We start from the raw sequence: 13,769 nt of genomic DNA, 5'->3' as shown, positions 1-13,769 counted from the left end.
TAAAAAGTACTATTACTTTTTATTCATCATTCCTTTGATTGTTTGTTTTTCATTGTGATAAACAAAATAAACAAAGCCCAAAAATAAAGGGATTCCAACAAAATAATTTTCTCTAAATCCATAAAATGAAATAGCTGAAAATACGATTGAAACACCTAAATAAGCTCCAATTTTGTTCATATCATAAGGTATCGGATAGTATCTGTTTCCTAAAATATAAGAAATCAGCATCATACTTCCGTAAGCAGAGATGGTAGCAATTGCAGAGCCGTAATAACTGTATTTTGGAATTAAAATATAATTTAAAACCAGAGTTACGATCGCACCTACAATAGAGATATAAGCTCCGATTTGTGTTTTGTCTGTTAGTTTATACCAAACTGAGAGGTTGTTGTAAATTCCCAAAAAGAAATTCGCCAGAATGATTAGCGGCACTACTTTCATTGCCTCCCAATAGGATTTATTATCCAGCAATAAATATTTTAAAACATCGGCAAAAACAATAACACCCAATAAAATCAACGAACCCAGAATCACAAAATATTTAGTAATTACAGCATACGTCTGAGGCGCATTTTCGTTTTTTGCATGACTGAAAAAGAAAGGCTCAATACCTAATCTAAACGCCGTAGCAAATAAAACCATGAACAATCCAAGTTTATAACAAGCGGAATAAGCTCCTACCTCAGATTTTGCAAGATTCTCAGGCAATAAATAGCCCAATAAAATTTTATCGAAATGCTCGTTAACCGCAAATGCAAGTCCCGCAACTAAAATCGGTAAACCGTATTTCATCATTTTTTTCCAAAGTATCGGATCAAATTTTCTTCCAAGGGAAAGGTAGTTAGGGGAAAGAACGATAAAAGTGGCTAAACTCGCTAGCAAATTTGCAATGAATATATAGGCAATCTGGAAGTTCTCGACATACAAATTATCCCAAACAGAATTAGGGTTTGATGCTGCCAGTTTAGGAAGATACATCAGGAAAAACAAGTTCAGTAATAAGTTAATTACAACATTACCTATTTTAATCGCCGCATAAACCATAGGTCGCTGATTGGCTCTTAATTTAGAAAAAGGTATTAAAACCAAAGCATCTAAAACCAGGATCCATACGGTGTAAGTGATATACTGCACATCTACTTCGGCCAGAGTTGCCAGTGTATTTCTAAAAATTAAGGCTGCAAATAAGAAAATTATGGACGACCAGAATATCGAAATCGTAGACGTTGCTATTACATTTTTCTTATCCTCTTCGGCACTATAAAATCTAAAAAATGCCGTTTCCATTCCGTAGGAAAGCACCACATTAAAGAAAACCATCCAAGACAAAACAATAGATACCTCACCGTATTCTGCAGTTGGTAAAATACCTGTATATAATCGCACTAATAGAAAACTTAGCATTCTCGGCAAAACCGTTGCCAGTCCGTAAATAGCAGTTTGTTTGAATAGATTTTTATATAATCCCAAAATATGTCTGTAATAAAATTTATAAAACAAAAATAACCAATTCTTTGGTTTATTATTGATTTTGTAGGTTCAATAAAAAAACTTGCCGGTAATTTTATTGAGTTAATTTTTTTTCGTCCAAAATTTTAACAAAGTGAAAACCTCTTGGTCCATATCCCTGATTATAATAGAAACGATGTGCAGCAAAATTTCCGGTAAAAGCATCCAAAACGATGCTACTGCAATCTAAATCTAAAGCTTTTTGTTCGATATACTCCGTTAGTAATTTGCCAATACCTTTTGACCTAACCTCGGGATTTACGACAAAATTGTCTATTTCAAGATATTTTCCTGTCCATAGTTTCGTAGCCGACCAGCAACCAGTAATTCCTAAACAAACTCCATCTTCAAAAACACCTATTTGGATGTAGTTATGTGGAACCATTTCTGAAAGATATGCTGTGTACTTTTCGACGGTAAGCTTAGGATAAAGAAATCGCATGGTTTCAATTTGTCCCAGCATTTCTTCGACTGTAGTGAGTTCTTGTATTTGTAGTTTCATTGTTTAAAAAAATAGATTTCAAAAATACTCAATTTTTTTCATAGCTCCTCACAAAATTGAACCACAACTGCACCTGTAAAATGTATAAAAAAGTTTGAAAATTCTATAAATTTCCAGAACCTCTTCTGTCTTAACTTTGTATCAAAGGGAATGAAAAAGCTAAAATACAACCCTCAAAAAAGAAAAGCATTAGGACTAATAAAGCTAGTTTGTTCCTATAAAAGACAAAGCACAGGGACTGATTCTGCTGAAATGTAACCCTTAAAAAAACAGAGCATCGGGACTAATAAAGCTAGTTTGTTCCCATAAAAGACAAAGCTATTGGTGATTTTATAAAATGGTATTGATTCTCTGTTTTTGACTAAATTGAGAATCACCATTTTATAACCAAGGTCTAAAAAAATAACGACCCTATATATAAAAAGAGCCGACATTGAAATGTCGGCTCTTTTGCTTTTTCTTATAATGAAATTTTCTTATCCGTTCAAAGCTTCCGCTCCACCAACGATCTCTAAGATTTCGTTTGTAATAGAAGCCTGACGTGCTTTATTGTAAGTTAATTTCAATTGGTTTCTTAATTCAGTTGCGTTGTCAGTTGCTTTGTGCATTGCTGTCATACGCGCTCCGTGCTCTGAAGCAAATGAATCGCGAATTCCCTTATATAATTGTGTCTTTAATGATTTTGGAATCAAAGTCAACACGATTTCTTCTTTTGAAGGTTCGAAAATATAATCTCCTGTAGAAACTGCTGCATCAGATTTAATTGGAGCTAACGGTAAAAACTGTTCTGTTTGAACAATTTGTGTCGCAGCATTTTTAAACTGATTGTAGATCAATTCGATTCTGTCATATTCTCCAGACAAGAATTTCTCTGTTAAATTATCAGCAATTCCGGCAACATTTTCAAAAGTTAAATGATCAAAAATTGCATTATGATGACCGTGTACTTTATGCGTTTTACTTAAAACATCATTTCCTTTTTTACCAATAGCAAAAACGTCAACTTGTTTTCCTGCGTAAAATTCGGTACGATTCTTAACCTCTTTAATTACGTTAGAATTGAATGCACCACATAAACCTCTGTTTGAAGTTATAGCTACAAGCAATACTTTTTTTACTTCACGTTGTGTAGTGTAATCACCTCCAACTTCACCATCAAGTGTAGCCGAAAGATTTTGCAATAACTCCGTTAATTTCTCGGCATAAGGGCGCATCGCAGTGATTGCATCTTGTGCTTTCTTAAGCTTTGCAGCAGAAACCATTTTCATTGCCGATGTGATCTGCATCGTCGATGAAACGGAAGTAATTCTATTACGGATTTCCTTTAAATTTGCCATCTATTAATTAGAAAATGTGACAATTTGCAAATTAGATAATTAGAAAAATGCGAAACATTCTCTAATTATCTAATCTACTAATTATCTAATTAGTTATATTTTGCTGAAATTTCTTTTGCTGCTTTTTCGATAACATCAGTAATGTTGTCATCTAACTTACCAGCTTTTAACGCGTTAAGCGTATCTTTATGTTTGCTGTTTAAGTAAGCTAAGAAATCAGCTTCAAATTCTTTTACTTTATTTACAGGTACATTTCTTAATAAGTTTTTAGAACCTGCATAGATAATAGCTACTTGATTTTCAACAGTATAAGGATCATTCAAACCTTGTTTCAAGATCTCAACGTTTCTTTTACCTTTTTCAATTACGTTTAATGTAACTGAATCTAAGTCAGAACCAAATTTAGCGAAAGCTTCCAATTCACGGAATTGAGCCTGGTCTAATTTTAAAGTTCCGGAAACTTTTTTCATTGATTTAATCTGAGCATTACCTCCAACACGAGATACAGAGATACCTACGTTAATCGCAGGACGAACTCCAGAGTTGAACAAATCTCCATCAAGGAAAATCTGACCATCTGTAATTGAAATTACGTTTGTTGGGATATATGCAGAAACGTCACCAGCCTGAGTTTCGATAATTGGTAAAGCAGTTAACGAACCACCACCTTTTACGATAGACTTGATAGAATCTGGTAAATCGTTCATGTTTTTAGCAATTCCGTCATCAGCAATTACTTTACAAGCACGCTCTAATAAACGAGAGTGTAAGTAGAAAACGTCTCCAGGGTAAGCCTCACGTCCCGGTGGTCTTCTTAATAAAAGAGAAACCTCACGGTAAGCAACAGCTTGTTTAGATAAATCGTCATAAACAATTAAAGCCGGACGACCTGAATCTCTAAAATATTCTCCGATTGCAGCACCTGCGAAAGGAGCATATACTTGCATTGGAGCTGGATCAGAAGCATTAGCTGCAACAATAACTGTATAAGCCATTGCACCTTTCTCTTCTAACATTTTAGCAATTCCTGCTACAGTTGAAGCTTTTTGCCCAATTGCAACATATATACAGAATACAGGTTTTCCTGCATCGTAAAATTCTTTTTGATTTAAGATTGTATCGATACAAACAGTTGATTTACCTGTTTGACGGTCACCAATTACAAGCTCACGTTGTCCACGACCAACCGGGATCATAGCATCAACTGCTTTTACTCCTGTTTGTAATGGCTCAGTTACCGGCTGACGGAAGATAACACCAGGTGCTTTTCTTTCTAAAGGCATTTCATATAAGTCTCCACCAATTGGTCCTTTTCCATCAATTGGAAAACCAAGAGTGTTTACTACACGTCCTACCATTTGCTCACCTACTTTAAGAGAAGCAATACGTTGTGTTCTTTTTGCTGTTGATCCTTCTTTGATTCCAGTTGATGGTCCTAAAAGTACCACACCAACATTGTCTTCTTCAAGGTTCAATACAATAGCTTCAAGTCCGTTGTCAAATTCAACTAACTCACCATATTGTACATTCGATAGCCCGTAAATACGAGCAATACCGTCTCCAACTTGAAGTACTGTTCCTACTTCCTCTAGCGTAGCACCAGATTCAAAACCTTCTACTTGCTTTCTTAATATTGCTGAAATTTCAGCAGGTTTGATTTCCGCCATCTTAATTTATAATTTAGACACTTTTATGTGTAATAAAACTAATTACTTAACTCTCTTTTTAATACCTGCAATCTGTTTGCAACAGAAGCATTGTATTGTTGATCCCCTATTCTTAAAATAAATCCTCCAATAATAGATGGATCTACTGTATTTTCAATTGTTATCTTTTTATCTGATAAAGTAGCAACTTTTGCCAAAACTTTAGCTTCTAAAGCTGCGTCCATTGGAATTGCTGTTGTAACTTTTGCTACTTCAACACCGTTACCTTCGTCAAATATTTTTTTGTATTCTAAAGCAATAGCTTCCAGAATTTCAAATCTTTTGTTTTCAAACAATAAATGAAATAACCCTTTAGTTACACCATTTACATCTGCAAAAACTTCTAAAAGAGCACTTTCTTTAACTTCAACTTTTGTAGTTGGGTTTTGAATAAAGGTACTCAGTTCTAAATTACTCCCAATTGCTGTTGCAATTGACTTCATATCGTTATTGACAGCTTCGGCAACACCTTTAGAGTTTGCTAAGTCCAGAATTGCTTTTGCATAACGAATTGCTGCTCTTGTACTTGCCATAATCTTAGTTTAGCTTTACGTCACCTAACATTTTCTCTACTAATTTAGTTTGAGATTCTTTGTTAGATAATTCTTCTTTCAATAATTTCTCAGCGATGCTTAATGATAAAGTTGAAACTTGTGATTTCAATTCAGCCATAGCAGCATTCTTTTCACTTTCGATAGCAGCTTTAGCTTGCTCAATCATTTTTTGACCAGCTTCTTGTGCTTCGTTTTTAGAATCAGCAATCATTTTCTCTTTCATTTCACGAGCTTCTTTTAGCATCGCGTCACGCTCTGCACGAGCTTCATTCAAAATTCTTTGATTGTCAGCTTGTAAGTTTTCCATTTCTCTCTTTGCATTTTCTGCAGAAAGTAATGCATTTTTAATACCTTCTTCTCTTGCTGTGATAGATTCCATAATTGGTTTCCAGGCAAACTTTACTAAAAGTAAAATTAAAACCAACAAGATTAGAGCTTGCCAAAAGAATAAACCGAATGAAAAATCGTTAATTAACTTATCCATTTTATAACTATATTAAATATTTAATTTCTTTTTTTAAAAGTAACAACACCTTTAACCAACCGTTAAAGATGTTGTTAGTTCTTTCTTTATTATTTTCCTAAGATTAAAGCAGCAAATGCTAAACCTTCTAATAAAGCCGCGATAATAATCATCGCAGTTTGAATTTTACCAGCAGCTTCTGGCTGACGAGCAATAGCGTCCATAGCAGATCCACCGATTTTACCTAGACCTAAACCAGCACCGATTACTACTAAACCTGCACCTACTAAAGTTGGAATTGTTCCCATAAGTATTTATATATATAAAATTAAACTTCTAAATTAAATAATAACATTGTCTTCGTGACCGTGATCATGATCGTGGTCGTGGTCAGCAACTGCCATACCAATAAACAATGATGATAACATTGTGAAAATGAACGCCTGCAAAAATGCAACTAAAACTTCGATTACCGAAATAAATAATGTAAGTCCTAAAGAGATTGGTAAATCTGCTGCTAAATTTTTACCTACGAAAATCATAGCGATCAAACTCATAATTACTACGTGACCTGCCGTAATATTTGCATACAAACGAATTAATAATGCAAATGGTTTTGTCAATGTTCCTAAGATTTCAATTGGAGCCAAAATAATTTTCATCGGAACTGGAACTCCTGGCATCCAGAAGATGTGTCCCCAATATTCTTTGTTTGCACTAAACTGAGTAATGATAAAAGTAAACGCAGCTAAACAAACTGTGATTGCAATATTTCCTGTAACGTTAATTCCAAGTGGAGTCATACCTAATAAGTTTAACAACCACACAAAGAAAAATACAGTTAACAGGTAACCCATAAATTTTCTATATTTTTTCTCTCCAATATTTGGAACTGCGATCTCATCTCTGATGAAAATAATAAGCGGTTCTAATACTCTTCCGAATCCAGTTGGGATTGGTCCTTTTTTGTATGATTTTGCTAATCCGGTAAACATCAAAAATAATAGTACCGAAACAAAAAGCATTGACACTACATTTTTAGTAATAGAAAAATCTAATGGCTTTTCGTTTTCCGGATGTCCGTGATCATTTAAAGTAATAGTTCCGGCAGCATCTGTTTTGTAAATTTTACCGTGAACCAGTTTGTAAAAGTTTCCATCAACTTCAGCAACTGCTTCACCGTGGTGTAATTTTGAAGAAGAGAAAATTTTCAAACCTCCGTCAAAAAGAATTACAGGTAATGGAAAACCGTATTGTTTATTTTCTTTTTCATCTGAGAAGAAAACAAAATCGTGAGAATCTTGTAAGTGATGATCAATAAAAGCATCCACTTTTGCTTTCGGATCAAGAGCTGCATGCTCACCTTCCAAAGGTGCGTTATGTGAAATTACTTTTTCTTCATGAGCTGCCTCAGTATGTACATGCGTTGAGTCATTCTCTGAATTTGCAAAACTCATTACTGGAGAACAAGCTACTAAAGCTGCAAGAATAAATTTGAGCGGTTTGTTTGAAATCACCATATCTGTTAAAAATCTTATTTTTTACGTTTCTAAAATTTGGTGCAAAGGTACATTTTTTATTAATATTCAAAAGGATATGAAAAATTATTTTTGAACGTTGTTTTACAGAATCCCTATTTTAACGCTTTTCATTTAATAATCGGACAGTTAAAAGCGTCTCAAATAACAAAAACAAAATAAATGTTATAAAAAAATTGATTTTTTCAGCCATCACCTCACCGCTTTTGTTTTTTAAAATGGGCCTTAAAATTAGATATCCTACTAACATCTGTGTAAAGGTTCCGAACAGAAAAGCCATTCCAATAACTTCAAAGTTCTTTTTCTTTACTATTAATAATATAAGGTATAAAAGCGCAGATAGCCCGAAAAAAATCAAATACAAAAATTCTATACTGTAATAAAAATTTTGGGCATTAATGTCTAAAAATAAAAATAATGCTTTGTGCACTACATAAGCGGCCAATGCAAAGAAGAATAAATATAAAATGGGTTTGTAGCTTTTTACTAACATTTAAAATAATTTTCTGCAAAGATGCACTATTTATTTAAAGCTCCTAAATAGATCAATTACTTTGTTTTATTGATTTCATTAACCTGGCGAATAACATTATATAGTGCTAATCCAACCCCAATCATTACAAAAATGGTGTTGTAAGATAGTTTTGGGCTCGGATGATTTTCATCCAGCCATGTACCAAAATAGGAAAATAAAAAAATTATAATTCCCATTTGAACAGGAATGTTAATAAGTGGAAGCCACTTGTTCCTTTTGTTTTTGTTCGGTTCCTTTTCCATCTTTTAGGGTTACTTCTTTGGTCTGATTTAACATGGTACAGGTAGCAGTAAAATTCGCACCTGGTTCTATAGACAGTTTTCCTATGGCAACTTCTCCATGAATCTGTGCCGATGCTTTTATATTAAGGACTTCTAAAACTTTAATTTTTCCCTGAAACACGCCTTCAATATCAGCATTATTACAAACAATTTCTCCTTTTACAATGCCGGAGGCTCCTATAACCAATTTGCCTTGCGAAGTAAAATTTCCTATCAATTCTCCATCTAGTCTAAAATCGTCTTTAGAAACGATATCTCCGATGATAGAGGTTCCTTCAACTATTCGGTTTGTTTTTCCTAAAAGTTCTGTTCCGTTTTTTTTTACTTTGTCAAACATGATTATGGGGTTTTTGGGGCTAAGTAGGTTTCGAGATTTTTTTTAATTTGAATCAATTTGTAATTATCACTTGAAATAATAATTGCCGGATTTGATATTTTATACTTTTTATCATCTCTAAAAACTCCTGAAATATCTTTGGCGTAAGCCTCTGATTTTAAACCATGAATAACCACAAAACTTTCGGTTCTGTTGTATTTATCAAAAGAAGTTGTTAACCTCTCATAGTTTTCAACTAACAAAAATACTCTAATTGCTTCTTCAATCTTTTTACGAGTTTTAGAATCGTTGTTAGGAACTACATATAAAATTTTCCAGTTTTTACTATCTACTGAAGTAAAATCCATTTTTTCTAAGCTCGGTATTTGCTTTTCTAAAATCTCACGCGCATTTTTACCTTCATCACTGTTCGGATAGTTATCGGCAACAGATTCTAAACCTTTTTTATAAGCAGCCAAACCATTTACTTTACCTAAAGTATTGGCTTTTAACAATTCATACTTAGAAACAATTTCATCTCCTGAATATTGATTAATCAGGTTGTCAATATTGTCTAAGACGGTATCAAACTGTTCCTCCTCATACAATTTGTACCATTTTTGGTATTCTTTATCCGGTGAGGCCAAATCTCCTGCATTCGTATTATTTAAGATTTGTGCATATCTCGAACTTGGGTAGTTGGTTATGATATCCGATTTTATTCTTTCTGCGCGTGCAGGATTGGTAATTTGATATATTTTATACAAATTATACATCGCTGGCAAAACCAGTTTTTCTTCCGGTTTATTTTTTAGCAATTGTTCCAGTTTATCACTTGCCAGATTATATTCCTTAAATTTCTCTTTGTAAATCAGTCCTAATTGATAGTACGCAAAATTACGCTCTACACCAATGCTATCAATTGCAGCCTGTGTTTGAGGAAGTTGTTTTTCATAAAAATCAGTGGTGTATTTTTCAACTACGATAGTGTCTTTCAGTTTATTTGCATCATTATTCAAAGTATCATTTAACGCTGCAGTATTTACTGATTTCACTGCTGCCAGTCTCCAGTTTCCTTCCAGAACTCTGTTACCCCATATCTTCTTAAATTGCAATTTTCCATAAGCAACAGTAGTCGGATTGTAAAAGTAAAAAGTACTTGTACTTGCTGTTTCGTTTCCTGATGGCGGATTAAACATTCCTATACCGGGATTACTGGTTCCTACAGCTTGCGGATTTACAGCTGTTGGCCCTCCGTTGGCATTTGTGTTACGATCAATATTGGCTAATTTTTCCTTTTCTTTTTCTTCTAAGATTCTTTTCGCCTCATCTTTTTCTTTAAGTGCTGCGATATAATCGTTAAAATAACTTTTTCTGTCGGCAGGAGGCAAACCATATACTTTAATGATACTGTCATTACGTTTTGCAATCGCTTCGTATTTAATTACGTTGTCCAGATTTTTTCTGTTTTTTTGAATAAAAGCAAATTCTCTGGTTTTAGGATCTAATTTTACTAATGTACTGTCGTAGTATTTGGCAGCCACCGAATAATTGGTGTTCTTAAAATACATATTCCCAATATTCCTATAGGTCGAAGCAACCAAATAAGGGTCTTTTGATTTTCTTCCCAGTGACTTATTATAGAAAAATAAGGCATCCTGCTGCTCATCATTTTTATCAAAAAAGACTCCCATTTCATAAAATAACACATCAAGATAGGGTCTATTTTCACGATCTGCCAGTAATTTATTGTACATTTCTATAAACAAATCCTGATCTCCGTTTTTATAATCAAACATTTGCGCCTTTTTTGCATAGGCATGCATCATGTATTTTCTATCGGCTTTTCGATTCATATCGATCACACCGTCATAATAATAAAAGGCACTGTCTCTTATTCCGGCTTCCTGATACATCTGCCCTAAGATAAAACGGTACCGTGCACGGTCTTCATTTATCTTGGTAAACTTTTCCGCAATTTTAAGTTTGGTAACCGCACTGTCCTTTTCTTCTAAATTTAAATAGGCTTCTGCCAATAAAGCATTTGCATCCGAAAAAGTCTGTTTGTTCAGATCTGTATTTTTTAATAACAAGTTGATGTTTTTTACTACAATAGCATCATTGCCTAAGCGCATATTGGTTTTCTCACGCCAGATTTTTGCCGTGTAGATATTACTGCTGTTGGGGTATTTGTACAAAATATAATTGAATGCCTCCAAAGCGGGAATAAACCGTTGATCGTAGTATCTGGCCTTTCCAAGCATCAGATAGGCTTCGTCAATTTGTGAATTTCGCTCTCTTCCTCCAATATTCATAGAGTGCTTCTGAATGGCTTTTGTTGCCTTCGTCTCGGCTTTTTCAAAATCAGCATTCTTCGCTTTTTCTCCTTCCGAAAAATTCTCATCGATCTGCATTTTTTCGATCGGAAGCATTTTCCAGAAATTATCCTGATTGTTGGCCTGAATAGCCTTTAATCCCTTGTCAAGACCTATTCCGCCATTATACAAAATGTTGTACTTTGTACTAAGCGCATGGGAATTTCTGGCCAAAAAAGTATTTTTCTTGGTAGAACAGGCTATCAAAAAGAATAAAAAAACGATAAAAAAACTATATTTAAGAGTATTCTTTTTCAATAGAAAAGAGTTTATATCAATTAACTTCTAAAAAGGATTTTTAGTATATTGACTTGTAAAAATACGCTTCTTTTTGAAATATAGAAACTTATACAGCAAAAAACGATTCCAGTTCTTGTAAGGTTTCTTCTGAAGTCTGAATATCCTTCACCACTTCTCCTTTATTTAATGCTACAATTCGATCACAAACCTCTACTGTATGCTGCAAATCATGACTGGAAACCAGCACCGTAACATTTGGATTATCGGCCAGATCTTTAATGATCTTTTTTAATCGGCTCACAGTTGTCGGATCCAAATTGGCAAAAGGCTCATCTAAAATAACGACTTCAGGATTTCCAATAAGTGTTGCAATAATACCCACTTTCTTCTGATTTCCCTTAGATAAATCTCTCAGGTATTTTTTATTGTTCAGGATTTCTCCGTTAAAAAACTCTTCGTGCTCTAACAGCAAAGCATCAATATCTGCTTTATTCTGATGGCGCAAATCTCCGATAAAATAAAAATATTCCTCTGGAGTCAAATATCCAATCAGGAAACTTTCATCTAAAAATGATCCTGTAAAAGATTTCCAATTTTCGCTTGTATTTACCTGAATATCATTGTTTTTTATATTCCCTGTGGAAGGCTGAATCAAATCTAGCAATAAACTGAAAAAAGTAGTTTTTCCTGCTCCATTGTTTCCCACCAATCCGAAGCTCTGCCCTTTTGGAATTTCTAGATTGTTAATGTTTAAAACTGTTATTTCGTTATATTTTTTTGAAAGTTGATTTACTTGTATCATTTTTGAAAGTTTAATTGTTGATTTGTTTAATCGTTAATTTAATTGGTTTTCAATTATATGCGATCCATTTTAATTAACTAATTAGTTTTTTTGTTTATAAGCGCTTATCGTACTGTACTTCTCTACTTTATATCTTTTTTCGATAAGAGAAAAAACCTTGTCTTTAAAAACAAAGCCTAAAACTCCGGCACCTGCCACAAGTGCTAATCCAATGGTTTTGTTTCCTAAATAAAGTCCGATTGCATAAAGTCCTAAAGGCAATAATATCTTAGGTAACGTTAAAAGCATGGCATTAACATTAAATGCTTTTTTATCTCCAAAAGCACCTCCTGCCGAACTTAGATCGATTGGTGTTTTTGTGAAGGCACCACCCAAAAGTACCAGATGTGAATTGACTCCTATGTTATAAATAGCGCCAACAACAACGGTTAAATAAATCTCCCATCCAAAGAAAAGGTAGAAAGAAGAAAGTATGGTCGATATAAAAGTAGCAATCACAATCAGCCACCATTTTGACGTGATATAACCGCGATACGGAATGTTTTGTGTCATCATTAGCTGGTAATACGAACTGTCCCAGCTAGGTACAAACTGACCAAAGACAAACAAAAATCCACCCGAAACAAATATTCCGGCAAAAATATTCATCACTTCCGGCTGCTGTTTGTTTCCGAAAAAGATTAATCCGTAGAACAAAAAGAAAAAACTCATTAATATAGTCGTTTTTGACCTTTTATTTCTCTTAATTAATTTGATATCATTTTTAAGAAAAGTTCCCAAAGTTCCAAATTGATTCAGCCAGGAAAGATTTTCAGTCGTTGCAATGTCTTCTTTTTTAGAAAGTCCGGCATCTAAAAACAAATTATTCTTGAAGTACTTGAATGTAAACAGATAAAGCCCAACTAAGATTAAAACTGGAATCAAAAACAATCCTTTCACAGCATAAAATCCCAGGAAAACCGGTGTTGTAAAACTGGTAATATCAAAAAGTTTATAATATTGAGCTGTTGCTAAAACAAGAATTGCTCCAACAAAAACAACAAATAACTTATCAATATTGCTTAGAATAATATTCAAAAAATTGTTGATATAGATTAAGGAGAACGCAGCTAAAAACCAAAAGATAGCCCCCAAAGGATCATAACCTTCCAGAACTAGCACAATTGAAAAAGGAATAAAAAAGAGCGCATGAACCCAATTAAAAAAAGACAAAGCTGTTTTGCCTAATGAAAAATGAACGATGGTTGGTTTTTTGAAAGGTAAAATCAACAAGGGTTTGATATTCAACACGGGAATTGCCTGCATCAATAAACGAATGACCAGATCGAAAAGAAAATAATAAATCAAAAATTGATTGACGGTCACTAACGGTTCAAGATTCATTTTTTTTAGAATATAAAATGCCCCTACCCCTGCTCCGACAAAAAGCAACGAAAAATAGACCATTAAAAAACCTATCAAAACTTTCATCACGACACTTGTGCCAAATGATGCAGATCTAACAAAGGCTTTCCATTCCAGATAAATAAACTTTTTAATCATGGTTAATTGTTTTGAGTTTCTTAGTATGTGGTCAAATGTAAGAAAACGTTACAAAAAAAGTTAAAA

At 33.7% G+C, this 13,769-nt stretch carries 13 protein-coding genes; all 13 read right to left on the bottom strand.

Annotation, left to right across the window (positions count from 1 at the left end; genetic code table 11):
* Positions 1–12: 12 nt before the first annotated feature.
* Positions 13–1,473 (bottom strand): lipopolysaccharide biosynthesis protein, encoded by a 1,461-nt coding sequence (locus AC3IS6_RS05405; protein ID WP_489164002.1) that lies wholly within the window; start codon positions 1,471–1,473, stop codon positions 13–15.
* 94 nt (positions 1,474–1,567) lie between these two features.
* Complete coding sequence (locus AC3IS6_RS05400; protein ID WP_489164001.1) at positions 1,568–2,014, bottom strand: GNAT family N-acetyltransferase; 447 nt, start codon at positions 2,012–2,014, stop codon at positions 1,568–1,570.
* A 476-nt stretch (positions 2,015–2,490) separates the two neighbouring features.
* Positions 2,491–3,351 (bottom strand): ATP synthase F1 subunit gamma, encoded by an 861-nt coding sequence (gene atpG, locus AC3IS6_RS05395; RefSeq protein WP_173968123.1) that lies wholly within the window; start codon positions 3,349–3,351, stop codon positions 2,491–2,493.
* 89 nt (positions 3,352–3,440) lie between these two features.
* The gene (atpA, locus tag AC3IS6_RS05390; protein WP_053472983.1) at positions 3,441–5,018 is read right to left on the bottom strand and encodes a F0F1 ATP synthase subunit alpha; all 1,578 of its coding nucleotides are present in this window, start codon (positions 5,016–5,018) and stop codon (positions 3,441–3,443) included.
* Positions 5,019–5,056: 38 nt separating this feature from the next.
* Positions 5,057–5,590 carry an ATP synthase F1 subunit delta gene (atpH, locus tag AC3IS6_RS05385; RefSeq protein WP_489164000.1) on the bottom strand — a complete coding sequence of 178 codons (534 nt, stop codon included), beginning with the start codon at positions 5,588–5,590 and terminating at the stop codon, positions 5,057–5,059.
* A 4-nt stretch (positions 5,591–5,594) separates the two neighbouring features.
* Entirely contained in the window at positions 5,595–6,095 is a 501-nt protein-coding gene (locus AC3IS6_RS05380) for a F0F1 ATP synthase subunit B (protein WP_026727280.1), read from the bottom strand.
* Positions 6,096–6,184: 89 nt separating this feature from the next.
* A complete protein-coding gene (gene atpE / locus AC3IS6_RS05375) occupies positions 6,185–6,382 on the bottom strand; it encodes an ATP synthase F0 subunit C (RefSeq protein WP_008465835.1) in 198 nt (65 codons plus the stop codon).
* A gap of 33 nt (positions 6,383–6,415) precedes the next feature.
* Positions 6,416–7,594 (bottom strand): F0F1 ATP synthase subunit A, encoded by a 1,179-nt coding sequence (atpB, locus tag AC3IS6_RS05370; RefSeq protein WP_489163999.1) that lies wholly within the window; start codon positions 7,592–7,594, stop codon positions 6,416–6,418.
* Between the two features lie 567 nt (positions 7,595–8,161).
* Entirely contained in the window at positions 8,162–8,389 is a 228-nt protein-coding gene (locus AC3IS6_RS05365; protein ID WP_264525845.1) for an AtpZ/AtpI family protein, read from the bottom strand.
* On the bottom strand, positions 8,337–8,765 hold the full coding sequence (locus AC3IS6_RS05360; protein ID WP_489163998.1) for a bactofilin family protein: 429 nt from the start codon (positions 8,763–8,765) through the stop codon (positions 8,337–8,339). The genes AC3IS6_RS05365 and AC3IS6_RS05360 overlap by 53 nt, the downstream gene beginning before the upstream one ends.
* 2 nt (positions 8,766–8,767) lie before the next feature.
* Positions 8,768–11,377: a type IX secretion system periplasmic lipoprotein PorW/SprE gene (porW, locus tag AC3IS6_RS05355; RefSeq protein ID WP_489163997.1), complete on the bottom strand. Its 2,610-nt coding sequence runs from the start codon at positions 11,375–11,377 to the stop codon at positions 8,768–8,770.
* Positions 11,378–11,465: 88 nt separating this feature from the next.
* Positions 11,466–12,161, bottom strand: a complete 696-nt coding sequence (locus tag AC3IS6_RS05350; protein ID WP_489163996.1) for an ABC transporter ATP-binding protein — start codon at positions 12,159–12,161, stop codon at positions 11,466–11,468.
* Between the two features lie 81 nt (positions 12,162–12,242).
* On the bottom strand, positions 12,243–13,703 hold the full coding sequence (locus tag AC3IS6_RS05345; RefSeq protein WP_489163995.1) for a DUF5687 family protein: 1,461 nt from the start codon (positions 13,701–13,703) through the stop codon (positions 12,243–12,245).
* Between the last annotated feature and the right edge of the window lie 66 nt (positions 13,704–13,769).

This window comes from Flavobacterium sp. KH_035, from assembly GCF_057839565.1.
This window is presented reverse-complemented; position numbering and strand designations above follow the sequence as displayed.

Coding starts and splice junctions, on each gene's coding strand:
- AC3IS6_RS05400 (WP_489164001.1), bottom strand. CDS start 2,014: ATGAAACTACAAATACAAGAACTCACTACAGTCGAAGAAATGCTGGGA.
- atpG (WP_173968123.1), bottom strand. CDS start 3,351: ATGGCAAATTTAAAGGAAATCCGTAATAGAATTACTTCCGTTTCATCG.
- atpA (WP_053472983.1), bottom strand. CDS start 5,018: ATGGCGGAAATCAAACCTGCTGAAATTTCAGCAATATTAAGAAAGCAA.
- atpH (WP_489164000.1), bottom strand. CDS start 5,590: ATGGCAAGTACAAGAGCAGCAATTCGTTATGCAAAAGCAATTCTGGAC.
- AC3IS6_RS05380 (WP_026727280.1), bottom strand. CDS start 6,095: ATGGATAAGTTAATTAACGATTTTTCATTCGGTTTATTCTTTTGGCAA.
- atpE (WP_008465835.1), bottom strand. CDS start 6,382: ATGGGAACAATTCCAACTTTAGTAGGTGCAGGTTTAGTAGTAATCGGT.
- atpB (WP_489163999.1), bottom strand. CDS start 7,594: ATGGTGATTTCAAACAAACCGCTCAAATTTATTCTTGCAGCTTTAGTA.
- AC3IS6_RS05365 (WP_264525845.1), bottom strand. CDS start 8,389: ATGGAAAAGGAACCGAACAAAAACAAAAGGAACAAGTGGCTTCCACTT.
- AC3IS6_RS05360 (WP_489163998.1), bottom strand. CDS start 8,765: ATGTTTGACAAAGTAAAAAAAAACGGAACAGAACTTTTAGGAAAAACA.
- AC3IS6_RS05350 (WP_489163996.1), bottom strand. CDS start 12,161: ATGATACAAGTAAATCAACTTTCAAAAAAATATAACGAAATAACAGTT.
- AC3IS6_RS05345 (WP_489163995.1), bottom strand. CDS start 13,703: ATGATTAAAAAGTTTATTTATCTGGAATGGAAAGCCTTTGTTAGATCT.